Genomic DNA, 26,702 nt, shown 5'->3' on the forward strand with positions numbered 1-26,702 from the left:
TGTGCTCTAAAGGGCCGGGAGAAACGTCCATTGGAAGAAGTCATTAACAAGGCTGCAGCTTGGCTTGAGTCAGATGAGCTTGCAGGTGAAATAAGGGGGAATGTGAATGATAAAGGGAAAGCTGTGTGAATATTTTTCAGGATTTGGCTTCAAAAGATTGTCTGCTACAGAAGTTGACCCCGAAACCTCCCATGGTCATGAGTTTCAAGGGATAGGTGCATTTAGGGAGCTTTTTGGGACGGAACGCCATGAGTTTTCAGCCACATTTATTCATCTGTCCGATATTCATGATGATGGCCTTATCAGTCAACAAGGTGATCTTAGCTGGTATGATTCCAGGGAAAACCAGCCCCATCGGTCACCGGAATACCGTCTATATTACCATGCCGAAGTCACCCTTGTACAAGAGTACATCAATCCAGAAGATCTGATAATTGTTGCCCGCGAACCGGATGGTAACATTGTAGTCATGATGGCAGAGGCTGGCAGCACTTACGAGCAACAGCTCATGTGGCTTTTTGATATTGTCGAGGAAGAACTCTTCACGAAATTCATTGTCCGAGATGTTGATGATGACGAAACGCTTAACTATGCCTCACGTATCATACTGGAAAATCTTGGTATCGAGATCATTGAAGAAGCGGAAAACTGGCTCGATGTAATGCTGGACAGGTTTGGTAAGGCATTTCCCAAAACCAGAGTTTTCTCGGCATTCGCCCAGGAAACCTTACCTGAAGTTTCACCGATAGACAACCCTGATACCGCCCTTGTCCAGTGGATGGATCAGGAAGAACTGCTTTTCAGAACCTTTGAACGACATCTGGTGACAGAACGACTAAGAGAAGGATTTGGCACCCATGGCGATGATGTTGATGCCTTTATCAGCTTTTCGCTAAGCGTTCAGAACCGACGGAAATCACGTGTCGGCCATGCACTTGAAAACCATCTTGAGCAAGTTTTTATTTCACATAACCTTAGTTATTCTAGGAACAAGGAAACAGAGAACAGGGCAAAACCTGATTTTATTTTCCCGGACATTGATAAATACCATTATCCTGAATTCCCTGATTGTCGCCTTTCCATGCTGGGTGTAAAGTCATCCTGTAAGGACAGATGGCGTCAGGTCTTGTCGGAAGCTGCGAGAATAAATGAGAAGCATCTTCTGACAATGGAGCCGGGTATTAGTGAAAACCAGACGAGCGAAATGCAATCAAACTCACTTCAGCTTGTTGTGCCTTCATTACTGCACAGTACATACAAGCCTGAGCAGCAAACTTGGCTTTTCGATGTTGCGGATTTTCTGGATATGGTGAGAGAGCGTCAATCAACTGATTAACAAGAATACAAACAAATAGATTGAACAACGGTTTATGGACTTTAAGAAAGGAATAGATGGTCACATCTGCATTATTAAGTTTTTACTGGACAAGAGCAGCAAGGAATGAGGCCGTGTCTTGAGTCCTGAATTCAAAAGTTCCATTTAGAACAAAAGATATTTACAATCAGAAATGATTGAGGTATAAGAAAACAAATGTTATGGGGGATAAGCAAATGGGGGAGAGAGTTTATATTAACGGAAAAGTAGAAAGCCCGGACCGGTAACGGTTTTGGGCTTTTTTTATATTTAGGGTCAGGGGATATGCTTTATTAAAAAATTAGAGTAAAAGAAAAAAGAACTATTTAATATTCAGTTGCCTTTTTTTGATAAGCTTCAGAAACTGAATCATTACTTGTTTGTACTAAACGGAGGTCATGTATGTTTGGAATTGGCATGCCGGAAGTTATAATCTTGACCATCGTATTTTTATTCATATGGTTTTCGATCAAGATTGCTAAATACTCTTTTCGGCAGATGAATAAGGTCGAGAATCAATCACTCGGTAGTGAATCAGAACGAGGTGATCATCAGCTAAATATTGATATCAACGACTTTCGGTTTATTGCGGATAATCTAATAAGTGAAAAGGAAGTAATTTTAACCGAAGAAGAAATCCCCCTGGACAACAGTCATGGGTCAAGCCCAATCGTGAGTGAGCATGAATTTACAAGAACTGTTATCAATTCATTTCGATTAGATAAGGTTCAAACTATGTCTGGTCTTGTAAAAAGCAGCTTATGGACTCTTGTTGAAACAGAGGTGAAAAAAAATTTGACAAAATCTATTGGTATTCAGATTGGGGAACAGATTACACGAAGAGTAAAGGTTAGGATAGAGGCAGGGCCGGGGCAAGTCGTTCGATATAAGCTTATCTGGAAGCAGAAACAGCGTGAAGGAAAAGCACTTGTTAATATTCAAAATAAAGAGATTCAAATACCATACACCACAATGTATGGTTTGTTTCATTCGGTTAAAAGTATCGAGGTATAAATAAAGAGAAATAAAGGGTCACACCTACCGCACATCTGCATTATTAAGTTTTCACTGTATAACAGCAGCAAGTAACGGGGCAGTGCCTTAAATCCTGAATTCAGGAACAAAGACCTTAGCCCCGAATTGAAAAATTGTTTTGATGGGTTGCACCCATTCTGCGAAGCTATATATAGGGGAATTAGTTGTGGTGCATTGGGACTCCTTTCAGAGTTAAATAGCTCTTTCAGGAGGATTAGTTTACCACCTGTTCAACCCAAAGATAGGTAACACTTTAACCTATAGACATGGGTAACACTTTTTGGGTACTGGTTTAGGTTGATGGACCAGCAGGGTTGGACCAAGTTAAGTAGTTGATATTTAATAGTAATGGCTTTAAAAAAGACTCTTTTCAGCCTTTAGAAGCACCATTTTGAGCTCAAAAAGAAGGTTTTAAAATAAATTTACAAATCAAGGGAGGACTTAAAGATGGGCGTTTATTATAACTGTTATCTCATACCTGAAATTGAAAAGATGAATTATACACCCGATGGAGATACACTCGTTTCACTGGCAAACAAGCTTTTCGAACTTGAGTGGGCAGGGAAGGCTGAAAGCTATGAGACCTTGCAATGCAATGGCGATTGCATGATCAGGAATAAAATGAAAGAAGAAGAGAGAGAGAAGCTACCTTGAAGCAGTTGGCCGATTCGAGAAAGGCTTTTTCCTTCGATCTCCCATATTATGGTGATGCGTCCTCTATTGACGACGAATTTCCACCGGGTGTGGTTTTCAAGGAAAACAAATCTCTTGCAACTATTAGGGATGTGCTTCTCCCCAAACTCCTCGCCGGTGAAATCTCAATAGGAGAGGCCGGGCGCAAAATGGAGGAGGTGGCATGAGCTATCTCCTTTTCATGGATGAAAGTGGACATGATCTCAGGGAATCACCTTATGAGGTTTTGGCGGGCTTCTGGAGTTGAAGGCAAAGAAACTGCTCAAGAAGAAGACATTCAAAATTGCCTCTCAACTGCCTGACATTAAGTCGACTGAAAGAACACAACTGGCGCAGCAATGCCTTATAAAAGGTCAGAAATCATTGGGGAAAGACGGCAGCGGCGCTACAAAATCTGAATTAACAGCACTGTGTCAGGCTAAAATTGCATTTGTAGAGCATTTACTGGAATTATGTGCAAACTATCGTGTAAAAGCCTTTGCCAGTATTGTAGACCGTGACGCGAAACGCCCCGAGGGCAAGGGATTTTTGAGGAAAGACTACGCTTTTTTATTTGAACGTTTTTACTACTTCCTTGAAGATCAAAGAGGTGAACCACAGGGTCTGGTTGCTTTTGATGAACTTGACAAGTCGCAGTGTCATCTGCTGCTGGACCAGATGACTCATTATTTCAGGGAAACGGCAAAGGGGCGCATGCGTTCGTCTTTAGTTATCCCTGAGCCCTTTTTCGTGCATAGCCATTTAACAACAGCGGTACAGATTGCCGATATTGTGGCCTATATTACAGCATGGGGCGTAAGGTTGCCTGGGATGAAAAGGGAAAAACGAACAGAGTTGGATGGCCTTGCAGAGCAGATTTGCACACTGCGATATAAAACGAGCCGTGAAAACAGGGGCTCAGAACATGCTATATGGAGTTTTGTTTTATTGAACGATTTGAGAACAAAAAGACAAAAGATGAAATAGTTTTTTTTTGACAATAAAAAAGGCAATGCCAACTTACGTCGACAAAGCCTCCATAAATAATTATGCTTAAGTGGCTTTAAAAAAGCAATGAAAAAGTGAGAAAAAAATTTCACTTAAAATAATGCATTTTAGAGCGATAAAAAATGCTCTTTTTAACACGGCAAAAAAGCTCCGGTCTTTTGCAGGAAATGTCCGGACCTTTAATTCACAGCTCCGGACATTTAAAGCCCGTACTGCCCATACAGGCGATAGTGCCAGTTTGGGGTCGTCATGCCAAGTACTTGATAAATAAACGATAAGGTCTTAATATAGGGCGGATTTAAGAGATATATTCACTTTTTTGAGGCTAAAAAGGGCGATATAGTCCCCAAAAGCCAAGCTGAATCGAATTATGGGGACAGGCTACTTTAAGGGTAAATAGGGCAGGGGCTCCCCTTTAAAGTTCCCCCTGAAGAGAAACCATGACCAACATAGTCGCCTTCAAAACAGATAAGATTTATGAACTGGAGATGGTTAAAGATGCCCTGAAGGAGGCGGGTATCCCCTTTTTTATCCGTGAGGATACCATGGTAGGGTTACATCTTCCTATTCCCATTGCACCCGTTCCTGTTCCGGGTGTTTCCTTCCTTGTTCTTGTTCCTGAAATTGCATTTGAAGAATCCAGAGCGCTTATCAAAACCCTTCCTGTTGAAGAGACAGAGGCTGATCCTGTGCGGCGTTTCAACCCCCCAAAAGAAGGCAAGCAGCTCTTTAAAATGGAAGGAAGGCATTATGCTGTCATAATTTTCCTTATCTTTGTTTTTTTCATATCTCGGCTTTTCTCACATTAATAAAAAGCATCACCCGGCTTGAAGAATGAAAGCCAATGCAAAAATAGAGATTAGTTAATGTGCCGGGTTTTACCACCCCCGCCCCCTCCTGAAACAGGAGGGGAGTTACAAGTTCCCCGCCTTGATAATGGATTTATGCCCCTTGAGGGTAGGGGCCAGGGGTGGTTGAAAAAAACACCAGGAGATACCCCCTCCGGCCCCCTTGACAAGAGGAAATAAAGCCGCTCTTTTTACGCTCAAAATAAGGGCTTAGGCAGCAGTATTCCATTTACCAATTTTACAGTCTCCCCTTTTTTATTATTGCACTTAAAAGCTGAATGTTCCCGGCAAAAAATGCAAAAGTGCAATATCTGTCTTGACATAACAAAATGATAGAGTAGACTCTCAGTGAGAGTTAATTGCCCTAAGTCCGACAGGCTCCTGGATGTAAGGGCGGAAAGTGGCGGATAGTTTTAAGGTGGATAAACTGCCGAAAAATGAATTTCAGGGTATGCCCGGCTTTTAATTTTTGGGGAAGGGGGGTGAATCGTAAGACCAAAAAAATGAAGTTTTCCAACCATTGCTTGATCATAAGAGAAGTAATTCATAAAAAATGAGAGAAGTTAAATAGGAATGAGTTCAATCATTAAAGTGTTCTGTTTTTTTAATCATTTTTTTCAGTATCCAATCATTCAGCTTTGAACAAAACAGGTGGTTTTTGTAAGGGTCGTATCGATTGTGGCAAATTCATTCAGTAAGGAGTTCCTCCCTGTTAGGCCACAATATGTGAAACATTGTATTATCCAAATATCTAAAATAAAAGCAGCTTGTACAGTGCAATTCTGATTTTTGATATTATCCGGCAACTGTCTGATGACAAAAGCTCAAAAAATTGCATTGATTTTACACTTAACAAGCAAAGGAGGACAAGAAATGAAAACTTTAACCAGCATTATAGGCGTGTTAACGCTTTTACTTACAGGGAGCGCTCTGGCAGGAGTATGCCCGAGTTCGAACGTTATTGAAGAACCGCCTGCTTTCCAGTGGACGGATGCAGGGGGCTATTGGAGCGGCACTCTGGAACTGGGTGAAGCTAGCCTGAACATCGGCAGTGATACTTTTACAACACGCGCCTATCGTCAGGCGGGCGGAAACTTTACTATCCCCGGCCCGACGCTCAACATGATACCGGGAGAAACTTATGTCCTGACATTTAAGAACCTGCTGCCCTATGCAGAACCCAGTCCGGAGCATAACAACTTAAAGGATCCCAATATTTCCAACATTCACACCCATGGTCTTCACGTATCACCTGAAACTCCTGCTGATGATGTGACACGCCTCATTAACGGCGGTTTCTGCGGTGACTATGTGTATGAAGTTCCGGCTAACCATATGGGTGGAACACTCTGGTACCACCCTCATCACCATGGTTCAACTTATCTGCAGGTAGCAGGCGGTGCATTTGGTCTGCTTATTGTTGACGATTCCAATGACGGTATACCGCAGGGCGTTGCCGGCATGACGGAACGTGAGCTTGTTGTCGGTTTTCTTGATCCCGGCGCTGCCGGGGCCGGTGGCGACACTCTCATGTCCGGCACACTTTCACCTGGCTGGACGGTGAACGGCCGGGCGCTGGGGAACATGTGTATGCCCGCAAATGAATGGCAGCGCTGGCGCCTTTTGCTTGCTGACCACGGCGCCAAGGTTAAAACCGTGTCTGTTCCCGGATGTGATGTGGCTCTTCTGTCTCGTGACGGTGTATGGCGAACAGTTGCACCTTTGGACCTCCCAACAAGCTCCATTGACCTGACCGGCGCCTCTCGTGCCGACCTGGCCGTGAGGTGTAGTGCTGATTCAACCATCTCGGTCGATGGGAAGCCCGTTGCCAATGTTTACGCCGACGCCGCCTTGCCTGCCGATTTAGCTGTCGGACCTTATGATAACGGCGCTTCGGGAAGCACCTGGTCTGCCATACGTCCGCCATATTTACGAGACCTTCGGGCTGAAACTCAGGTTGAAACTCGTAATGTTAGTATGGGAGCCCGTACAATCAATGGAGATAAGTTTGACGGTAACGTTCCGACCTTCACGGTCCCCGCAGGTAGTGTACAGGAATGGAAGATTAAAGGCGCTACCAATCACCCCTTCCACAAACACGTCTACCACGTTCAAATGAACGGCGCCTGCGGCGGTAATGATGCTTTTGAGGACGGTGAATACTATGACACAATTGCCGGTAACTGTCTTGTACGCTTTGATTTGAACCCTGCAACTTCCAGCGTTTATAATGGTATGACGGTTATGCATTGCCATATTCTGACCCATGAGGATGAAGGCGCCATGGGCTGGACTGATGTTGTCGGTGGTTTTCCTCCTCCGGCTTTCCCCGGTCCCGGTTATCAGGCTCTCTACCAATGTAATTAATGGCTCTACTCCTGGAGGACCATTGGATATTTCCTGCGCCGGCAGTTTTGACATGACGGCCTGATTGCCGGTAATGGTCCTCATTGCCGGGAGTGCGCCACCAAAACCCTATCAAAAACCACCTGCTTGTATAGGGGACAACAAGAATAATGTCTGTCTAAATCTGTAAGTTCAGTTGTTTTATTTTTAAGAAGAAGGGGGAGCATTAAGCTCCCCTTTTTACGTTCAAAAAGAGGATTTTAAGCAACGGCTTCTCTCAACCTTTCTTCTTTTCCGGCAGGATTATCAGGGTATTAAAAAACCTGTCACCCTCTCTTCCCGCGGGAGAAAGGATGACAGGCTGGAGTGAAGCAGATCAAGCTGAGCAGTTTAAATAATACTTTACTTTCCTTACTATTTTCCGTGAATTACCGTTCCGATTATCTGCACAACGCCCGGCTCTCCCACGATTGCCCGAAGTACAAGGCTGTTTTCGAATTCAATAGGCTGCTGAAAGCCGATGGTTACGGCATCAATGCCGACTGCCGAAGTATTGACGACAACGCCGAAAGGATTGTTCTGAGTTAATCCCCAGTTTTTGAGCGCTGCAATATTGCGCTGAACGATGACCTTTCCGTCAATTTCGAGAGATACGGCGGTGAGACCGCTGGCGCCGCCCTGTTTGGTCATACGGGCCGCAACAAAGGTTCCGGGGCCTGTAATGTTAACCAGATCGTGCGTTGAGCCGCTGGCGGGATTTGTAATCAAACCTTCGGCATCGTCAGCTTCCTTAATGGTGGCGCAGTTGCAGCATTCCTTATTCTGAAGATTTTCTGCAATGTCAGCCAGTGTATCTTTGATATCCTCGAGGTTGTCCCCCACATCTTCCAGTTTGTCGGTAATGTTGCCCAGGTTCTGTGGAACCCCCTTGTCCCCTGCATTGGCAACGAAGGTAAATGAAAATACAAATGAAAATACAATGCCTGAGATTAAAATCTTTTTAGTTCTTTCAATCATTATGTCCTCCTTCAAATAAGCGATTAAAGTAAAAGTATTTTTTAAGGTCTGCAACAAATTGACAGATAACAGCTTTTGCTTCACCTCCCCTTAAAGCTGATTTATTGTGAATAGAAGGAGGGAGTGAAGAGAGCATCCCCCCCCTTTTTTTTAGATGGAAAAAGAACCAACCCGTCCATAAATTAACATTACTTTCCATAGATTACAAGATTGATTTTTCTTTTTTTAAATATATTTTTGCTCAGCCTTGGCGGGTCCGTAAATGATGGGGCTTGATTGAGTTAACTAGTTGATATGAAAGGTAAATAATGTCAAAAGTGCCCTTTTCCTGAAAGCATGTGCCGAAAGTTAAGCCCCCTTGACAGGGGGGAGAAAAATAATCCAAAAAGACTGTTTAGATAAAAGCCCCGGCCTGGCCAGGGCTTTTGCGAAACCTGCGAACTGAATATGAGGCCAGGGTATACTTTGTGTGAGAAATATGGCAATAGAATTTGCAATGGATATTTTGTTTTGATAGTATCTGAAAATACAAACTAACCCGATAAAAAAAGGAAGGTGACCTATGAGCGAAATATATGAGGCAGCAGGAGAAGGTTTGGAAGGAAGTGTTAAAAATAATTCCGGCGGAGGGAAAGATATTGAACTTCCGGAAGGAGTAAGCGGCTGGAGCTGGGGTGCTTTTTTATTGAACTGGATATGGGCAATAGGTAACAGTACGTGGATAGGCCTTCTTGCTATCCTCCCTTATGTTGGGTTGATCTTTTCAATAGTACTGGGCTTTAAAGGAAGAGAGTGGGCATGGAGAAATAAAAGGTGGGACAGTTTCGAGCACTTTGAAGCAGTGCAAAAACGCTGGTCTTTTTGGGGTGTTTTGATCATTGTCGGTATTGGGGGGCTGGGTATATTATCCGCAATTCTTATTCCTGCTCTCCATGAATATAGAATGAGCGCTGGTGGCTCATAAGGTATGGCGTTTTTTTGTAAATGAGAATTCAGGTCTTCTATTTTAGCGGCATCTTATCTTCAAAAATTAAATGACCTTCCCCCCTCTGTTCTCATCTTAAAAGCCCCTTTTTGATCTCAAAAAGGGGCTTTATTGTTTAGTGCTTGAAGTATGAATGTTTAAGGACATATCCCTTTACCCTTAAGCGAAGTTTAAACAAAAATTCCGCATGGAAGAATTTATCCGCCAGGATCATGAAGGTTCACGGAAAGAAGAAAAGGGGAGGGGGAGAGAATAAAATCCAACAAAATGTCCGGTAAAAGTCAGCTTCTGCCTGGCTCTGCTGCAACCTGCAAAGTATTGAGTATAATAATAGGGTACCTTTATTAAAAAAACCGCAAAGGGGGACATGCCAATGCCGGAAGAAGATCTGCAGAGGACTAAATTTCTTAAACTGCCTTTTTCATTTGACAGGGACAAACTGGAGGAAGATCTATCCAGGATTGCAGATGATGAGTGGATAAATCACTTTAATGTGAAAGCCTGCGAAAAAAGATGGTGTTGCGTGCCTCTCCGTTCTGTAGAAGGCAAAAAGGACCATATTGTTTCATCGCCCCATGAAACATTTGAAGATACGGAGATACTTGATCGCTGCCCTTATTTCCGGGAGGTCATTGATAGCTTCAACTGTGAAAAGACTTCCGTCAGGCTAATGTCTCTGGAAGCAGGCGGGATTATCAAAGAACACTCCGACGGTGATACTTCTTTGGAAGATGGTATGGTTCGCCTCCACATACCTATTCAGACGGACCCGGAAGTGATATTTACTATCGGCGGTGAAAAAATTCATTTCAGCCGTGGAGATACGTGGTACATCAATGCGCATGTCAGGCATGGGGTGCAAAATAAAAGTAACCTTCGCAGAATACACTTAATGCTCGACTGCCCGACCAATCCCTGGTTGGAAAAGGTTTTTAAAGAGGCCGGATATATGGCGAATAAGAAACCTAAATATGGCGATCCCGGCGTAACAGATGAAAATGTGAGAGAGGTTATCAGGCAATTAAAATCAATGGGAACAAAAGCAGGTGATGAGCTTGCTGAAAAGCTTACGGCCAAAATGGGCCGGGAGCCTGCCGGACTTAGGGACTCGTAGTGAGGGAAAGTAATTTTGAGCCGGACTTTTCCGCAGCAGCTTCAGCCTAAGTCCGACAGGCTCCCGGTACTCACAGAGCTATGCCCTTATTGTTCGTACTCGGGGGTGTTATAGGATTAAACTTCAAAAAAATGAGTTTCAGGCAAAAGTTCCTCTTTCACACATTTTTTTTCGACAGGATTTAACTTTCTCTTTTTTCCATCATTTTCGCAGTTAAAAAATAGCTTCTCCCTGCGCCCTCTGCATTCTTTGCCGTGAGAATCCTTTTCAACCTGCAACTGTTTTTATTATGAGGATTCATGGATATTTGTTGTTGACAAGTAAATATAATTATGAGTAAATTTACTCATAGTATTGAGTAAATTGTTAAGTGGTTGAAATATAAATGTTTAAACGGCCTATTTTTTATACTCTCCTTGAGAGACTAAGCGAAGCAAGGCGCTTTATACAAGTCCTTTCGGGACCACGTCAGACGGGGAAAACGACTATTTCCCGCCAGATTATGGAAGCGTGCGGTATGCTGTCTCATTACGCGTCGGCTGATGAACCTATGTTGAAGGACCGCATCTGGGTTGAGCAGCAGTGGGAGGCGGCAAGACTGAAAGAAAGGCAGAAGGGTAAAGTGCTCCTCATTCTTGACGAGGTACAGAAAATACCGAACTGGTCTGAAACGGTCAAGCGCCTGTGGGATGAGGACAGTGCCCGGAAAAGATCGCTTTACGTGGTGCTGCTCGGTTCTTCCCCCCTGCTTATGCAGCGGGGGCTTACGGAAAGTCTGGCGGGACGCTTCGAAGTTCTCCCTGTTACACATTGGTCATATGGGGAAATGAGGGATGCTTATGGATGGGATCTCGAAAAGTATATTTTTTACGGAGGATATCCCGGTGCTGCTCCAGTGGTGGATGATTATCAGCGCTGGACGGCATATATCATAAATTCTCTCATAGAAACGTCTATATCAAGGGATATCATGTTAATGACCAGAATAGATAAACCGGTACTACTGAGGTTGCTTTTTGATCTTGGTTGCAGCTATTCAGGGCAGGTCCTCTCCTATCAAAAGATGGTAGGACAATTGCAGGATGCGGGAAATACAACGACACTGGCCCACTACCTGAACCTTCTTGAGGGAGCCGGGTTGCTTACAGGCCTTCAGAAATATGCAGGACAAAAGGTAAGGCGGCGGAGTTCCAGTCCTAAACTCCAGGTACTTAATACTGCCCTCATGACCACTTCATCGGGCCTTACCTTTGACGAAGCCAGAAAAGATTGTGATTATTGGGGGAGGCTTGTTGAATCGGCAGTCGGTGCGGCGCTGGCCAACGGAATCAGGGGATCGAATATAAAGCTCTTCTACTGGGCCGGCCGGAACAAAGAAGTTGATTTTGTACTTTGCCGGGGAAAAGAGCTTGTCGCAATTGAAGTAAAGAGTGGACGAAGAAAAGCGGTATTACCGGGCATTGAGGCTTTTGAGAGAGAATTTCCTCTTAAGAAGAAACTCCTTGTAGGAGCGCAGGGAATATCTCTCGAGGATTTTTTTATTACAAAACCGGAAGCCTTGTTTTAACCCGATAAGAGCATTTTTGTCACTGTCCCCGGCGCAACGCCTTGATTTTACATCACTTTAATAAAGATACACACTTAAGCTGTAGTGAAGCATCAGCATTTTGAAGCTAATATGCTACACTATAAATATATGTCCAGGTTTCCTTCCGGGTTTAATCAAATGCACTCAAAACTTATTATGAGGAACGATGAAAAAAACAATTATCTTGCTTTGTATTTTGTTCTCGTCAATAGCAGGGGCTGAAGATAAAACAATTTCTATTTGCAGTTTTGAATGGCCGCCCCATCACGGGAGAACTTTAAAAGATGGAGGATATACGGCTGATATCATTAAAGCTGTTTTCGAACCGCAAGGATATATAATCAAAAAAGAATATTATCCCTGGAAGCGTGCACAATCCTTAGCTATTGAAGGGAAAGAGTGTGACGCCATCACTGAAATTTACATTAATGAAGAGAGACTGGATTACTACTGGTACGGCGCCCCTTATTCAATTCACGAGGTCTATCTTATAGCGCTTAAATCCCATTCAATAAAAAATTACAATAACTTACGGGAATTAAAAGGATTAAAGTTTGGATACAATAGCGGGGGATCACTCTCTCAAGCCTTTGATTCGGCTGATTATATTCAAAAGTTCGGAACAAAAGGATATGAACTGGGGATAAAAATGTTGTTGGCACAGCGCTATGATTTTTACGTGAGCGCTAAATCAGTTGCTTTTTATGAAGCAAGAAAACTCGGGCAACATGAAAAAATTCATGCCATCGGCAAACCCTTGCAAAGCCAGGCTGTTTATATGGCTTTTTCAAAAGCAAATCCAAAAAATATATCGAGACTGCGAGACTATAACCGGGGACTTTTTTTACTCCACCAAAGTGGAAAATATTTGGAAATTATGAAAAAGCACGGCTTTGAATAAAAGGCAGAGGGTCACTATAGAATGAAGCCTGTTTTAAAGTATAGAAAGGATTATCGGCTATCCTATCAGGTATTGATTTATATCATGCTCTGCAGCGCTTTTTTTACCGTTATCGGAACGGGAACTCAGCTCTATTTTGACTATGACAGAGATATAAAAAGAATATACGAGGATTTGCGGCATATTGAACAGGGATATCTTCAGCCTATTGCAGGTAATGTATGGGCCATGGACAGCTTGCAATTAAGGAAAAATTTGCAGGGCGCTTTACAATTACCCGATATCGAATACCTGGAGGTCAATGAATTCAGAGATTCGGCTGATGCCATAAAAGAAAAAATCGGAAAAAAAGTGTCGGATAATATTATCTCCAAAACATTTATTTTTAAATACGGCCAACAGGAAATACCCTTAGGCAGTCTATTGGTCGTTGCCAGTAAAGATAATGTTTTGGAGCGATTGAAAGAAAAAGTACTTTTAATATTAGCGACGCAGGCCTTAAAAACCTTTTTTGTATCTATATGTATTCTCGTTATTTTTTATAGTCTCATTATGAAGCGCCTCAATCTTTTAGCGAGGTATTTCAGCGCCTTTGATATAAACAAATTAGATGCCCCCCTTTCCATTCAGCGAAAAAGAGAACCTGACTACCCCGATGAGTTCGGTCGTCTTGTCAATTCAGTAAATTTTATGAGAACCCGGCTGAAAGAAAGCATTGAAGAAAGAAACCGTTCCCAGGAATCCCTGAAAGCGAGTGAAGAAAGATACGAACTTGCTATGCAGTTTGCTAATGACGGCCTTTTTGACTGGAATGTGGAAACTAATGAAATCTATTATTCGCCGGGATGGAAGCGATTACTTGGCTATAAAGATAATGAAATTGAAAATAAGTTTTCCGAATGGGAAAGGCTTACCCATAAAGATGATATCAAAGCTTCCATGGAGATGCTAAATGAACTTCTTGAAGGAAAAAGAGACCGCTTCGAGAAGGAAATGAGGATGCTGCATAAAGACGGTCATTGGGTTGATATTTTATCACGGGCAAATGTTACTTACAATGAAGAGGGAAAAGAAGGCCGCGTTGTGGGAACCCATATTGATATTACCGAGCGCAAGCGATCGGAGGAAGCGCTGCGAAAGAGCGAGGAACGATTCAGAACGGTTTTTAAGGCAGCCAATGAAGTGTCTTTTATCGTAACTGACGTCCGGGACCCGGACCCCATCGTGTTGGAATTTAGTCCGGGCTCTGAAAATATATTTGGCTATAGTAAAAGCGAGATAATTGGAAAACATGTCTCTCTCTTTTATCTGCCCGATGATGCAGTGAAATTCCCTGAAGCGCATAGGCAAATGCGAGAAAGTAAAAAGGGATTTTCCGGTGAGACCACCCTGGTAAGAAAGTCGGGCGAAAAATTTCCCGCTTTATTTTCAAGCTATCCATTGTTTGACGGAAAGGGTGAAATGTACGCTACTTTAGAGGTCTGCTTTGATATAAGCGAAGAACAAAAGCTTGAAGCTCAACTCTATCAGGCACAGAAGATGGAATCAATAGGGAGACTTGCCGGCGGCGTGGCTCATGATTTCAATAATATGCTGAGTCTCATCATGGGTCATACGGAAATGATTCTCGATGATTTAGAGGAGACAAGTCCGCTTTTTCCCAGGCTTGAGGAAGTCAGAAAAGCTGCGGAACGCTCAACTAATCTCACCCGGCAACTGCTGGCCTTTGCGCGCAAGCAGACGATGGAACTAAAGGTACTCCATCTCAATGAAGTATTGGAAGAGATGTTAAAAATGTTAAGACGTTTAATCGGTGAAGACATTGATCTTTCATGGTGTCCCAAAAAGGATTTATGGCCCGTTAAGTTAGATCCCTCGCAAATAGATCAAATCCTGGCCAATTTATGCGTCAATGCAAGAGATTCTATTACAGGTATCGGCAAAGTTGTCATTGAGACAGATAATATGAGCATTGATGAGGACGCTTGCCGGGATCATGTCGGTTTGAAGGCCGGCGACTACGTTATGATCGCAGTGAGCGATAATGGTTGTGGAATGGATAAAAAAACGCTCAAGTATATTTTTGAACCCTTTTTTACGACAAAGGGCGTTGGTAAGGGAACGGGATTAGGACTGGCTACAGTATATGGCATTGTTAAACAGAACAATGGCTTCATTGACGTTTATAGCGAGCTTGATGAAGGGACTGTTTTTAAGGTCTACCTGCCTCGCTATACCGGAAAAATTGAAGAGGAAAAAAAGATAATTACCACTGCGGTGGCAGCAGGTCACGGTGAAGTTATTTTGCTGGTAGAAGATGAAAAATCAATTTTAAAGATGATGTCAGTGATGCTCGAAAGTCTTGGTTACACTGTCATTGCCTCCGGCAGTCCGGCTGAGGCTATAGATATCACCAAATCATATACCGGTGAGATTGATCTTCTTTTGTCTGACGTTGTCATGCCTGAAATGAATGGAGGGGCTCTTGCCGCCAAGCTGCTGCAATCCTGTCCCGATCTCAAGTGCCTTTTTATGTCGGGGTACACGAGAGACGTGACTGTGCATCACGGTGTGCTGGATGAAGGCGTGCATTTTATTCATAAGCCATTTACTAAGCAGGACCTGGCCGTCAAGGTGCGCCAGGCTTTAGATGAAGGCAAAGGACCGGCTCAGGGATGATTAAGCTATTCCCTTGATATCAATGGATTAAGGCTCCGGAAATACGGGAATAAACATACTTGAAACTATTGATGGATTTAAGAGTTATTCATTGACCGGGGTCACATGGCCCCGGTTTTTTTGATATTATTACAATAGTAAGGAAACCTTGCTTTCGGGGTAAGCGCTTCATGGTAAATAATAGAACCTGAAATGCCTTTTTTCAGGCATTGAATGAGTGCCGGGGCCCATTGATAGTGGTTAGCGGCATCAGGCTTGATTGATCGAGGAAGATATCGGGAATATTCGCTCAAAGCAAGAAAAAGGGGTGCGTTGTTGCCATAGATAAGTATTGGCATTTTATAAAAATTTATTTAGTAACTTTATAGCAAGAGGAGGCGATATGGAACAGGCTGATAGCGAGAGGTATATCTTTATAAGTGATTTGCATTTGGGAGATAATAACAGTTACCGGCCCGATAAGCAAGGCGCCTATCCTTATGGGTGGACCAACAAGCATGTTGTGGAGCTGGAAAATTTCCTGACTGAGCTGGATCAGCATGAGGAGACGTCCGGCACCGGGGAGGTAATGATCGTCGGTGATCTTGTGGATACCTGGGTTTGCCCCTCAGCGTTGAATCCACCGTCATTTGATGATGTGCTGAGTGCTGAGCACAATAGCGGTGTTATTTCGGCGCTCAACAGGGTGGCCTCTCAGAAGAAGCTTAAGTACATTCCCGGCAATCACGATATGCTCATCAAAAGGGAGACGCTCCTTAAATATATTTCAGGCCTGGAGGTGGTGGGCAATGCTACCGGCCATGTGAAGTTTTATGACGGTCTTCTTGTGGCTGAGCACGGTCATGAGTATTGTCTGTTTAATGCCGTTGATACCTGGTCAAGGCATAATGGGCATCTTCCGATGGGGATTTTTATGGCCCAGCTTGCGGCCGTTGGCACTTACGAGAAAAATGATAAGCCCGACTATCTGGAAATACTCGAGAAGTTCGTAAAAAGCTTCTCCCCCAATAAAGACTTTGCCAAACAAGTGCTTAACGCCATCAGGAATTATGAAATCAAGGATGTCGGTGCCGTTGCAACGGATCCTTTTCTCATGAATAACATGGATGGTTTGGGAGCGGAGGTATCCTATGACGAGGTCATAAATGTTTTCGGCGATATCTATGACCAGTGGGATAAATGTTCAGGGTCGGGAATCCCTGCAACGCTGGCCGCTGCCGGCGACGGTGGTATATTAAGGCCGGCGGCGGAGCTTAAGTACCTTATCCCCGGCCATGCGAAAATTGCCATATTCGGTCATACCCATAAGTATGAGGTTAAAAGGGGGTATGTCGGCGCAGAGGACAGCGAAAATGCCCCTCATGAAGCATCCCGGGCATCTGTCATATACGGGAACTGCGGTACATGGATAGATTCCAGGAACTGTAACTTCATCGTAACCGAAAAATGCACGGTGAAAGATGAAAACCGTATTTACCTGCGGGGCTATGAATACACCTTCTCCAGGGAGAAACGGAAGGGCGCTATATCAGGCCCGCTGGATGAGGCTTATGTTGTTGTTTGATTTTTGCAAAGCTCCCGCCAGACAAGGACAAAAGAAGAAAAAGAGGGCTCTTTTGTCAAAAATCTGATTTGAACCTTTCACTGAAGGTAACTCAGCCCAAATAGTGCAGGTGGGTTCTTTTTCAGAAGCTGGAATGACACCCTTTATTTTGATGCTAAAAGCATTGCATATATTAACAAGCTGCAAGCACTAAATGTCGAACTGGCCGATCATTCCGTATCTCATTCCCTTTATGGGAGAAAGGGCATAGGATTATGGGACAGAATTCAAGAAAAGTAGAGAGCCGGTACGATAAAATAGCAAAAGAATGGGCGGAAGCCTTTTCCGGTGAACATGAGAAGAAAAGGAAAGACCGGGAAATTCTCGGCAGGTTTGCGCAAAAAATCGAGGGCAGAAAGCCTGTCCGGGATTTGGGCTGTGGACCCGGTAATACGTCAAAATACCTGAAAGACCTCGGTATTGAAATCTCGGGAATGGACTTGTCGGAAATAATGCTGGAACAGGCCGTAAGGCTTCACCCGGAGATACACTTTAGAAAGGGGGATATTCTTGACCTCCCCTTTGAGACGGACTCAATAGCCGGTATCGTCGCATTTACGCAATTGTTCACTTGACGGAAGAAGAGGTGGAGAAAGCCTTTAGTGAAGTCTTTCGTGTGTTGCAGCCCCGTGGCCTATTCCTTTTTACATATCATATTGGAGAGGAGACAATTCACGTGGATGAGTTTCTCGGCAGGGAAGTTGACCTGGATCTCATGTTTTTTACTGCTCAATTTATTTCCGATTGTCTGAAAAAGAGGGGCTTTAAAAAAATAGAGCTAATGGAGAGAGCCCCCTATCCCGGCGTGGAGTATGAAAGCCGCCGGGCTTATGTGTTTGCAGAAAAACCTCTTTAGGCATAGTTGAAACCGCTTCCTCCCTTCACACCTTGACATGGGGTAATTTATAGGATTAACTCAATATTGTCAGCCTGTTAAAAAAGACTGCCCCTTTGGGGCGAATAGCAGTCTTTTTTTTAAAAGGCTTCCGGGGGAGTAATGTTTTATGGATGATTTAAAGGTTTTACCTGTTAAAAAAAAGAAGGATGAAATATTTGCAACACCCTCCCTTATTCTCAATAATCTTCCCCATGCGCTTATTATTATAGATAAGGACCTCACCATTATCATGGCAAATAGCGCGGTCGAGAAACTGCTGGGTTACTGTGAAGAGGAACTGAAGGGAAAAGGTTTCGGGGATATTGTCCATGATAGCAGTATTAACTCTGCCGATTTTATGGATAAACTGATTTCAGGGGTGGCTCTTAATAATTATCCCATTGCATGTATCAAGAAAAACGGTAAAAAAATCGCTATTGATTTTAACGGCTCTTCCATGCGGGACGGGGAAGGGGGCCTTATTGGAATGATTTTGATTATGAACGAGATGAGAAGTATCGACCAGCTTACCTATAAACTTGAATGTGCCCTCAAGGAATCTGAAGAAAAGAGCAAGCAGATTGCCTATCTTTATAATAACGTGGAAATTGCCAACCTTGAACTTGAAGAAAAAAACAGGGCCCTTAATGAGAGCAGAAATGAACTTGAAATCAAGGTAAAGGAAAGAACGAAAGATCTTGAAAAAACAAAAGATGATATTGAAGTGGCCTATAAGGAACTTCAGCAGGCCCAGTTCCAGTTGCTGCAAAGCGAAAAGATGGCCTGTGTCGGTCAGCTTGCTGCCGGTGTTGCCCATGAGATCAATAATCCCATTGCCTTTATCAACAGCAATCTTGGTTCACTCCGTGAATATTTAAGTGATATGAAGGGGTTTATTGAAAAGATTGAAAGTATCCTGCCTGTGGCTGAAAAAAGCGCTCATAGCGAATTGTCTGCCCAGGCAAAGGAGATTGTCGACTTTAAGGGTAAGGTAAACTTCGATTTCATTATGGCAGACCTTTCAAATATTATTGAAGAATCCATCGACGGCACAAACAGGGTCAGGGAAATTGTGGAGAACCTGAAGGAGTTTTCACATATTGACGAAGCCAAACTTATCTTTGCTGATATTAACAAGGGGATTGAAAGCACCCTTAATATCGTAAAGAATGAAATTAAATATGTGGCGACGGTAAGGAAGGAGCTTGGAGAAATACCCCGGATCAGGTGCTATCCCCAGCAACTGAACCAGGTTTTTATGAATCTGCTGGTAAATGCGGCCCAGGCCATAGAGAATGAAGGTGAGATAGCTATAAGGACGACCACTAAGGGGGAAAGTGTTTTTGTGGAGATCAGCGATACAGGGCAGGGCATTGCGGAAGAAAAAATGGGAAAGATATTTGAGCCCTTTTTTACGACAAAACCTGTCGGTGTAGGGACAGGCCTGGGCTTGAGCATGTCATTCAATATAATCAAGAATCACGGCGGCAATATTTCTGTAAAAAGTGAGGTAGGCAAGGGGACGACCTTTACCGTCGAGCTGCCCATTGAGGGTGTTAAAGCGGGGAAACAGGCAGTTTGTGAAGGCGGGTAATGTTTCCCCCTTTATACCTGTCCATAACTTGCTTTTTCCTCACATTATATCTGCTATACTCATAAAGTATGAGCCGGTCTTTTTTTCTCATAACTGTAATGCTGGCCTTTTATCTGGTTCAGGCAGGAACGCTTCCGGCCCGGGAACCGGAGTCCATGGCCGGCCGGCGGGCACCTGAAGGTTTGGCGCAGAGGGATCAAAAGGGCTTTCCCGTAAAGATGGGTTCTGAAGTGGAGACTGCTTCTCTAAGCCTCTCGGCGAGGACAACAAGCTGCTCCCTCAACGACTGTCCCTGGGACTATTCTCTGGAAGTTGAACTAAGACCTGCCGTTGAAGATTTTACCGGCAATCCGACACATAACTCTCCCCTCATCAGCAGGACTAACAGGGACTGCGGAGCCTTTGAATATGGCCCACTCAATGTGGCCGGTCTTATGCATGGCGTCGCCTACAAGTGGCAGGCCAGGGAAAAGGTTGTGGCCTATGAGGTCTTTTATCAGGAAGGGGGCCTTGCCTGCAAAAAGCCGAAAACCTACTATTCTGAATGGGAAATCCATGGCCATAGCCATTCTCCCTCATTCGTCATAAGCGCTCTCTTAATAAGAAAGACGAAAAATCCCATCAGTGTCGTAAAGCTGGTGGGGAGCGGCGCTAATGGAACAGCAAACCGGCTCAATCTCGATGACGACAGGTATTACCGTGTCTGGGCAACGGCACAGGCGCCCTATATGACTTCCTGGTATGCCCTTTTTAATGGGATAGACAGGAGGGGGCGCGATCTGAAGATAGCTTATGCGGGTAATAACAGCCAGTCTTGTTTCCAGAGCCTGCATATATGGGACTGGGACCTGGAAGTATGGATTGAACTCGATTCACGTGAGGCAGGGGAAGAGGAGATAGGCATCGATGATCTTGTCCCGCCGGGAGACCTTTCCAGTTATGTGAGCAGCTCCGGAAGAGGGGAAGTGAAGGTGCGGGTAAGCTGCTCCAGCGATCTCCTTTCTTTCAGTTCTAACGGAAATATCCTGAAGTTATCCTATGACAAGCCTATATCCAGACCTTAGGCTTTGCCGGTTGCCGATCAATTTTCTCCTGTCCCGTCATTTCGACTGCAGGGAGAAATCTTTTTTTTAAAAACCGGTTAAAATTATTACCGTCGAGGGCGCAAAAGAGTTTTTCATGAATTTTCTTGAAAATCGACGCTTGCCTGTGCTATATATATGGGCTAATTTAAATTCTAGCAGGAGATTTGTAATGGCAAAGGTATGTGAAATTTGTGGAAAAGGCCGCATGGTTGGCAACAACGTCAGTCATGCTCATAATAAGACAAAAAGCGCCTGGCAGGTTAACCTTCAGACGGTAAGAGCCGTTGTAGACGGCACGGTGAAAAAGATCAAGGTTTGTACCCGCTGTATCAGGTCAGGCGCTGTAACCAAGGCCGCTTAACCGGCCAGAGCGACTGCTTCAATCTCAACTTCTACCCCCCTGGGGAGGCTGCTTACTTCAACAGTGGCCCTTGCAGGGGGATTTTCTTTGAAGTAATTCCCGTAAATCTCGTTAACCGTTGAAAAGTCTGACAGCCTGGTAAGGTAGATCGTTGTTTTTACAATGGCTTCCATTCCTGCGCCTGCCGCTTTAAGGACAGCCTCCAGGTTCATCATTACCCTTTCCGTCTGTTCCTTTATTCCTCCCTCAACTACGTTCCCTGTCGCCGGATCGAGTGGTATCTGGCCTGAGAGGAAAATAAATCCGCCCGCTTTTACCGCCTGCGAATAGGGGCCGATTGCCGCCGGCGCATTATTTGTCTTAATGATTTCTTTGTTCATAAACTTTCCTTTCTTATGCTGAAACTCTTTCGACTTTGGACACTCCCTTTACCTTTTGAAGGGAATTAATCACTTTTTCCAGGTGTGCCAGCGACTGAACATCTATTTCAAAAATACAGCAGGCATTGGCCTGAGCCGTATTAATCTGGGCGCTGTTAATATTGAGCTTTTCGTCGCTGATCCTGGCCGTCAAATTGGCCAGAAGCCCTTTCTCATTTTTACAGATGACTTTGATTTTTACGGGCCTTGTAAAGACGGCATCTTTGCTCCACTGAAGTTCGATTCTCCTTTCGGGATCACTTTCCTGAACATGTGCACAGTCGATACGGTGGACCGTTACACCCCGCCCTCTTGTGATAAAACCGATAATTTTATCTCCCGCAATGGGATTGCAGCATTGGGCATACCTGATAAGCAGGTCATCGATTCCCTGAATTTCTACGGCGCCCTTCTTCTGAAAAGAGATTTTTTCAATGATACTGTCAAGCCTGGATTTGCTCTTCTTTTTCTTTCCACTCTCACCTTCTTCAGGGAATAATTTTTCGATTAGCTGGGTGGAAGTGATTTTTCCGTAGGAGATGGCCGACATCATATCTTCCTCGGTTTTGATGTGAAATGCTTTCATCATATCGGGAAGGCTCTTGTCTTTTAATATTTTGCTCAGGCTCTTTCCTCTTTTTCGCAGCTCTCTTTCGAGGATCTCTTTTCCAACGTCGATGCTCTGCTTTCTCTCTTCCTTCTTGCTCCAGTGCATGATGGAGGTTCTGGCTTTCGATGTTTTTACAAATCTCAGCCAGTCTTTGCTTGGCGTATGTTTGGGTGACGTAAGGATTTCGACGGTATCGCCGTTTCTAAGATGATACTTTAAGGGAACAATGGCGCCGTTTACCCTTGCCCCGGCGCATTTCATGCCAATGTCCGTGTGGATTCTGAATGCAAAGTCAACAGGTGTGGCGCTAAGGGGCAGTTCTATTACATCCCCTTCAGGTGTAAAAACATAGACTTCATCGGTAAAGAGATCGGTCCTGAAACTCTCCATGAAAGATTTGGGGTCCTGCATATCCTGTTGCCACTCCATGATCTGTCTCAACCAGCCGAAGCGTTCATCGTCATGTTCACTGAACCCTTTGCCTTCCTTGTATTTCCAGTGGGCGGCAATGCCCTGCTCGGCAACACGGTGCATCTCTTCCGTTCTCATCTGGATTTCAAGACGTTCCCCCTTGGGTCCGATTACCGTTGTATGGAGCGACTGGTACATATTGCCCTTGGGTATGGCAATATAGTCCTTAAAACGGCCAGGCACAGGCTTCCAGAGGGAGTGGATAATACCGAGGGCTTCGTAGCATTCCCTCACATTTTCGGCAATGATCCTGAATGCAATAAGGTCGTTTATCTGTTCAAAATCAATACCCTGGGTTTCCATTTTTTTATAAATGCTGAAGAAATGCTTCGGTCTTCCGTAGATTTCACAGCGGATATCATGTTCAGCCAGTTTCTCATCGAGAATCATTTTAACTTCAAGGATGTACTTTTCCCGCTCTTTTTTCTTCTTGGCAACCTTTTTAATCAAATCCTTGTATATTTCAGGTTTGATGTAGCGAAGTGAATGGTCTTCAAGTTCCGACTTTATCCATGAAATGCCGAGCCTGTTTGCCAGGGGAGCATAGATGTCGAGAGTTTCCTGGGCTATTGCCTTGCTTTTTTCGGGGGAGTGATGCTGCAGCGTTCTTATGTTGTGGAGTCTGTCGGCAAGTTTGATAATGACGACACGAATGTCTTTGGCCATGGAGATGACCATTTTTCTGAGGCTTTCAGCCTGGCGTTCCTCTTTTGTGCTGAAGACCATTTTGCTGATTTTTGTGACGCCGTCTACAAGGAACATGATTTCCGAGCCGAAGAGGGACTCTATCTCTTCAAGGGTTGCCTTCGTATCTTCAACAGTGTCATGGAGAAGGCCCGTTACGATGGTGGGGACATCCATTTTGAGCTGGGCCAGGATTCTTGAAACTTCAAGGGGGTGGTTCAGGTAAGGTTCACCGGAAAGCCGGTTCTGGCCCTGGTGGACCTTGGCGGAAAAGACGTAAGCCTTTTTAATAACAGCCAGGTCGCCGGCAGGATTATACTCTTCTATCTTTTCAAGGATGTCATTAAGTCTTACCACTGCACCGTACCTTATTGCAAATGTTAGGGACGAATCGAATGATTAGAAGAGAAAAGTACTAAAGCAGTCAGCCAGGTCCCCACTAACGATTAACCCACCCTTGCAAACCTTCATGAAACGATAGAGACCTGCATTGCCATTCATCAATCACCTGGATGGTCAAGCCTGTTACTTTCCCTGGAGTGAAAAGAAGAACCGGGAGGCTAAATCAGGAAGCTGAGTTTTTGATAACCTTAATTTTCCCATCAGCTATTTCACGCAATGCCAGCACGTGCGCCTTGTCACGCCTGGCAGTAACTCTTGGCTTTGAGCCATCAAGCAACTGCTTGGTTCTTTTTGCCGCTACCATTACCAGGGCAAACCGGTTATCAACACTTGTTAAACAATCTTCTACCGTTACTCTTGCCATTAAATCCTCCGTTGGTTATGTTAATGAATTATAAAGCATTTTTTATGAAAGTGGAAGGGAAAACTAGAAATAGTCAGGCCCTGTTCCGCATGTTAAGGGGGTGAGACTAAGGCCTCGAATATAATGATGTGCGGCATCTTTCTGCCACAATGATCGATTTTAGCGCATTTGCCGCCAGAGGAAGGTCGTCATTAGTGATGTTATAGTCATACCAGGACGAATGGGACATTTCCTCTCCGGCATTGCGGACTCTTTTCCTGATAATTTCTTCCGAGTCCTTTCCCCTTTCCCTGAGACGTTTTTCCAGTTCTTCAATGCCTGGGGGTAAAATAAAGATATAGACGCCTTCCCCCATCTTTTCCCTGATCTGTCTCGCTCCCTGCCAGTCAATATCCAGTATAATATCATTGCCTTCCCGGGTTGCCTTTTTTATGTCCTCTGTTTTTGTTCCATAGAGCTTGCCATGAACTTCCGCCCACTCTGCAAAAGCGCCTTCACTTATCATTTTCCTGAAGCTTTCTTCAGGGGTAAAATGATAGTCTTTGCCGTCAACTTCACCCTTTCTCTTATCTCTCGTCGTATAGGAAATGGAGAATTTTAAGTCGGGGAAGGTATTCATTAGCTCCCTGCAAAGCGTTGTTTTTCCGGCGCCGGAAGGCGCAGATATGACAAAAAGTATTCCCTTTCTCTTCAAGTGCATTCTCCCTTAAGCAGAGCGGATCTATTCGATATTCTGGACCTGCTCCCTGATTTTCTCAATTTCCGCTTTCATTTCAACGACTTTTCTCGAAATCCCGGCATCATTGCTTTTGGAGCCTATCGTATTGACTTCCCTGTTCATTTCCTGGATGAGAAAGTCGAGTTTTCTTCCGATCGATTCCCCCGAGTCCAGAAGCTCCCTGAATTGCTTCAAGTGGCTGTCAAGGCGGACAACCTCCTCCGTTACGTCGCTTTTTTCAGCCATAATGGCAACTTCCTGGGTGATTCTGCTCTCGTCGATCTCTATGCCTTCCGACAATTCTCCAATCCTTTTTATGAGTTTATCGGCATAGAGCCTTGTCTGCTCCGGCTGTCCCGCTTCGATCTCTCCGGAAAGGCTTCCTATTGCCGAAAGCCGGTCCAGGAGGTCCCTCTTCAATGTTTCTCCTTCCTTGAGCCTCATTTCATCGAGCGAGGCAAGGGCCTGTGACAGGACAGGAAAAAGGAGGTTTTTGACGGAAGCTTCATCGACAGGAACATCGGAAGATTTAATAATGTCTTTGACGGAAGCCAGTTCAGAGAGAGTTATATTACTTTCAACGGCAAGCTCCTCTTTTAAACTCGATATGGCCCGGTAATACTCCCTGGCCAGAGGGAGGTTGACTTCCAATGCAAGCGCTTCACCTTTTTTATCAAATGATATGAAGGTGTCCACTTTCCCTCTCATTACCACCTTTTCTATCTCTTTTCTTATCTGGCTGTCAAGGAAGGCGAGTTTTGGCGGCAGCTTTGCCGAAATATCCCTGAAACGGTGGTTTACGCTCTTTATTTCTATGGTGATTTCTCCCATTGTCGACGCTGAGGACGCTCTGCCGTAACCTGTCATGCTTTTTATCATATGCTTTTCTCAGGCTCCCTGAATTTCTTCACCGTTAATGGCGGCTTTAAGTTCTTCTACCGTAGTCGTAGCTGTTCCCAGTTTGCCGACGACAATACCTGCGGCATGGTTAGCCATGAGGGCTGCTTCTTTCAGTGTGGCTCCGCTTGCTATGGACAGCGCCATTGTTGCAATAACCGTATCACCGGCGCCGGTCACATCGTAGACATCGCGGGCGACAGTCGGTATATGGGTAACCTGACCGTCACTTTCAAATAAGGACATGCCGTTTTCTCCTCTCGTAATGAGAATGGATTTTGCCTTGTTTTTGGCAAGCAGCTTTTGCGCTGCTCCGGCAAGCCCCTTTTCAGAGTCCGTTTCCGTATCCGCCGCCGCCGCCGCTTCATGATGGTTTGGTGTTGTTACGGTAACTCCCTTGTAATAGGGAAAGTTGACCGGTTTGGGATCAACGGCTATGGGTATCCCCCTGCCTGCTATTTCAGGAAGCGCCCTGTGGAGGAGTTTTTTTGAGATAACACCCTTTCCATAATCGGAAATGATAACGGCATCTATGTCACCAAGGTTATCTTTCAGATAGGCCAGTATGCTTTTTGTCGTCGATTCCTTGATAGGGATGGATCTTTCCCTGTCGAACCTTACTATCTGCTGGTGCTGGGCAATAACTCTTGTCTTTATGGCTGTGGGCCTGTTGTCTTTAATGATGACGCCTTCACAGTTTACGTCCATGTCTTCCAGAAGGTCTCTCAACCTGTCGCCATTGGAGTCATTGCCCATAACGCCGGAAAGGGCGACCTTGCATCCCAGGGCCTTCAGGTTGTTAACCACATTGGCTGAACCACCCAGACGCAGTGACTCTCTTTCCACTTCAACAACAGGCACAGGCGCTTCCGGTGAAATTCTTCTTACCTTTCCCCATATGAATTCATCAAGGATAAGGTCTCCAATGACAAGAATCTTCCTGTCGCTGAAGTTGTCCATATGCCTGAATAATGTTTTGCTTTCAACAATCAATATCGCTCTCCTTCATGTCGATAAAGGGTGTTTTGAGATGTAAAGCCATGATAGACGAGCATTGTCCCCTCTTGGGG

The 26,702-nt window shown here is 44.5% G+C and carries 25 protein-coding genes and 1 pseudogene; 18 read left to right on the plus strand and 8 right to left on the minus strand.

From position 1 onward, the window contains the following. The first annotated feature begins 106 nt into the window (after positions 1–106). From OEV42_07970 to OEV42_08000, 7 genes and pseudogenes are all read left to right on the plus strand, one after another. On the plus strand, positions 107–1,336 hold the full coding sequence (locus tag OEV42_07970; GenBank protein MDH3974202.1) for a type II restriction endonuclease: 1,230 nt from the start codon (positions 107–109) through the stop codon (positions 1,334–1,336). Positions 1,337–1,756: 420 nt separating this feature from the next. Next, entirely contained in the window at positions 1,757–2,368 is a 612-nt protein-coding gene (locus OEV42_07975; GenBank protein ID MDH3974203.1) for a hypothetical protein, read from the plus strand. Between the two features lie 468 nt (positions 2,369–2,836). Next, on the plus strand, positions 2,837–3,043 hold the full coding sequence (locus OEV42_07980; protein ID MDH3974204.1) for a hypothetical protein: 207 nt from the start codon (positions 2,837–2,839) through the stop codon (positions 3,041–3,043). Continuing rightward, entirely contained in the window at positions 3,040–3,249 is a 210-nt protein-coding gene (locus tag OEV42_07985) for a hypothetical protein (GenBank protein MDH3974205.1), read from the plus strand. Before OEV42_07980 ends, OEV42_07985 begins: the two co-directional genes overlap by 4 nt. Continuing rightward, a pseudogene (locus OEV42_07990) lies at positions 3,246–4,048 on the plus strand (DUF3800 domain-containing protein). Before OEV42_07985 ends, OEV42_07990 begins: the two are co-directional and overlap by 4 nt. A gap of 461 nt (positions 4,049–4,509) precedes the next feature. Continuing rightward, entirely contained in the window at positions 4,510–4,878 is a 369-nt protein-coding gene (locus OEV42_07995; GenBank protein MDH3974206.1) for a DUF2007 domain-containing protein, read from the plus strand. 912 nt (positions 4,879–5,790) lie between these two features. Next, the gene (locus OEV42_08000; GenBank protein ID MDH3974207.1) at positions 5,791–7,284 is read left to right on the plus strand and encodes a multicopper oxidase domain-containing protein; all 1,494 of its coding nucleotides are present in this window, start codon (positions 5,791–5,793) and stop codon (positions 7,282–7,284) included. Positions 7,285–7,677: 393 nt separating this feature from the next. On the opposite strand, the gene OEV42_08005 is transcribed toward OEV42_08000, so the two are convergent. Then, on the minus strand, positions 7,678–8,280 hold the full coding sequence (locus OEV42_08005) for a hypothetical protein (GenBank protein MDH3974208.1): 603 nt from the start codon (positions 8,278–8,280) through the stop codon (positions 7,678–7,680). A 562-nt stretch (positions 8,281–8,842) separates the two neighbouring features. Here OEV42_08005 and OEV42_08010 point away from each other — a divergent pair. The 5 genes from OEV42_08010 (at position 8,843) to OEV42_08030 (ending at position 15,547) form a co-directional block, all read left to right on the plus strand. Further along, positions 8,843–9,244, plus strand: a complete 402-nt coding sequence (locus OEV42_08010) for a hypothetical protein (GenBank protein MDH3974209.1) — start codon at positions 8,843–8,845, stop codon at positions 9,242–9,244. A 394-nt stretch (positions 9,245–9,638) separates the two neighbouring features. Continuing rightward, the gene (locus OEV42_08015; protein ID MDH3974210.1) at positions 9,639–10,379 is read left to right on the plus strand and encodes an aspartyl/asparaginyl beta-hydroxylase domain-containing protein; all 741 of its coding nucleotides are present in this window, start codon (positions 9,639–9,641) and stop codon (positions 10,377–10,379) included. Positions 10,380–10,764: 385 nt separating this feature from the next. After that, positions 10,765–11,946, plus strand: a complete 1,182-nt coding sequence (locus tag OEV42_08020) for an ATP-binding protein (GenBank protein ID MDH3974211.1) — start codon at positions 10,765–10,767, stop codon at positions 11,944–11,946. Between the two features lie 187 nt (positions 11,947–12,133). After that, positions 12,134–12,868 carry a transporter substrate-binding domain-containing protein gene (locus tag OEV42_08025; GenBank protein MDH3974212.1) on the plus strand — a complete coding sequence of 245 codons (735 nt, stop codon included), beginning with the start codon at positions 12,134–12,136 and terminating at the stop codon, positions 12,866–12,868. Between the two features lie 21 nt (positions 12,869–12,889). Further along, positions 12,890–15,547: a PAS domain S-box protein gene (locus tag OEV42_08030; GenBank protein ID MDH3974213.1), complete on the plus strand. Its 2,658-nt coding sequence runs from the start codon at positions 12,890–12,892 to the stop codon at positions 15,545–15,547. Between the two features lie 101 nt (positions 15,548–15,648). Here the strand turns inward: OEV42_08030 and OEV42_08035 are convergent, their stop codons facing one another. Next, a complete protein-coding gene (locus OEV42_08035) occupies positions 15,649–15,885 on the minus strand; it encodes a hypothetical protein (protein MDH3974214.1) in 237 nt (78 codons plus the stop codon). A gap of 44 nt (positions 15,886–15,929) precedes the next feature. On the opposite strand from OEV42_08035, the gene OEV42_08040 reads away from it, so the two are divergent. The 6 genes from OEV42_08040 to rpmB all read left to right on the plus strand — a co-directional run bounded on the left by OEV42_08040 (position 15,930) and on the right by rpmB (position 21,067). Continuing rightward, on the plus strand, positions 15,930–17,111 hold the full coding sequence (locus tag OEV42_08040; protein MDH3974215.1) for a metallophosphoesterase: 1,182 nt from the start codon (positions 15,930–15,932) through the stop codon (positions 17,109–17,111). Between the two features lie 254 nt (positions 17,112–17,365). Next, positions 17,366–17,725 carry a class I SAM-dependent methyltransferase gene (locus OEV42_08045; GenBank protein MDH3974216.1) on the plus strand — a complete coding sequence of 120 codons (360 nt, stop codon included), beginning with the start codon at positions 17,366–17,368 and terminating at the stop codon, positions 17,723–17,725. Then, positions 17,722–18,006: a hypothetical protein gene (locus OEV42_08050; protein ID MDH3974217.1), complete on the plus strand. Its 285-nt coding sequence runs from the start codon at positions 17,722–17,724 to the stop codon at positions 18,004–18,006. Before OEV42_08045 ends, OEV42_08050 begins: the two co-directional genes overlap by 4 nt. A gap of 148 nt (positions 18,007–18,154) precedes the next feature. Then, positions 18,155–19,621 carry an ATP-binding protein gene (locus OEV42_08055; protein ID MDH3974218.1) on the plus strand — a complete coding sequence of 489 codons (1,467 nt, stop codon included), beginning with the start codon at positions 18,155–18,157 and terminating at the stop codon, positions 19,619–19,621. Positions 19,622–19,689: 68 nt separating this feature from the next. Then, a complete protein-coding gene (locus tag OEV42_08060; protein ID MDH3974219.1) occupies positions 19,690–20,685 on the plus strand; it encodes a hypothetical protein in 996 nt (331 codons plus the stop codon). A gap of 190 nt (positions 20,686–20,875) precedes the next feature. Beyond that, positions 20,876–21,067, plus strand: a complete 192-nt coding sequence (rpmB, locus tag OEV42_08065; protein MDH3974220.1) for a 50S ribosomal protein L28 — start codon at positions 20,876–20,878, stop codon at positions 21,065–21,067. Here the strand turns inward: rpmB and OEV42_08070 are convergent. The 6 genes from OEV42_08070 to rfaE1 all read right to left on the minus strand — a co-directional run bounded on the left by OEV42_08070 (position 21,064) and on the right by rfaE1 (position 26,625). Beyond that, positions 21,064–21,447 (minus strand): RidA family protein, encoded by a 384-nt coding sequence (locus OEV42_08070; GenBank protein MDH3974221.1) that lies wholly within the window; start codon positions 21,445–21,447, stop codon positions 21,064–21,066. The genes rpmB and OEV42_08070 overlap by 4 nt on opposite strands. A gap of 13 nt (positions 21,448–21,460) precedes the next feature. Next, positions 21,461–23,608: a bifunctional (p)ppGpp synthetase/guanosine-3',5'-bis(diphosphate) 3'-pyrophosphohydrolase gene (locus tag OEV42_08075; protein ID MDH3974222.1), complete on the minus strand. Its 2,148-nt coding sequence runs from the start codon at positions 23,606–23,608 to the stop codon at positions 21,461–21,463. Between the two features lie 208 nt (positions 23,609–23,816). Beyond that, positions 23,817–24,017 (minus strand): DNA-directed RNA polymerase subunit omega, encoded by a 201-nt coding sequence (rpoZ, locus tag OEV42_08080; GenBank protein ID MDH3974223.1) that lies wholly within the window; start codon positions 24,015–24,017, stop codon positions 23,817–23,819. Between the two features lie 106 nt (positions 24,018–24,123). Further along, positions 24,124–24,711 (minus strand): guanylate kinase, encoded by a 588-nt coding sequence (gene gmk / locus OEV42_08085; protein ID MDH3974224.1) that lies wholly within the window; start codon positions 24,709–24,711, stop codon positions 24,124–24,126. A 27-nt stretch (positions 24,712–24,738) separates the two neighbouring features. Next, entirely contained in the window at positions 24,739–25,614 is an 876-nt protein-coding gene (locus OEV42_08090) for a YicC family protein (protein ID MDH3974225.1), read from the minus strand. Between the two features lie 9 nt (positions 25,615–25,623). Further along, the gene (gene rfaE1 / locus OEV42_08095) at positions 25,624–26,625 is read right to left on the minus strand and encodes a D-glycero-beta-D-manno-heptose-7-phosphate kinase (GenBank protein ID MDH3974226.1); all 1,002 of its coding nucleotides are present in this window, start codon (positions 26,623–26,625) and stop codon (positions 25,624–25,626) included. Positions 26,626–26,702: the final 77 nt, after the last annotated feature.

Source organism: Deltaproteobacteria bacterium (assembly GCA_029860075.1).
Classification (GTDB): Bacteria; Desulfobacterota; JADFVX01; order JADFVX01; family JADFVX01; genus JAOUBX01.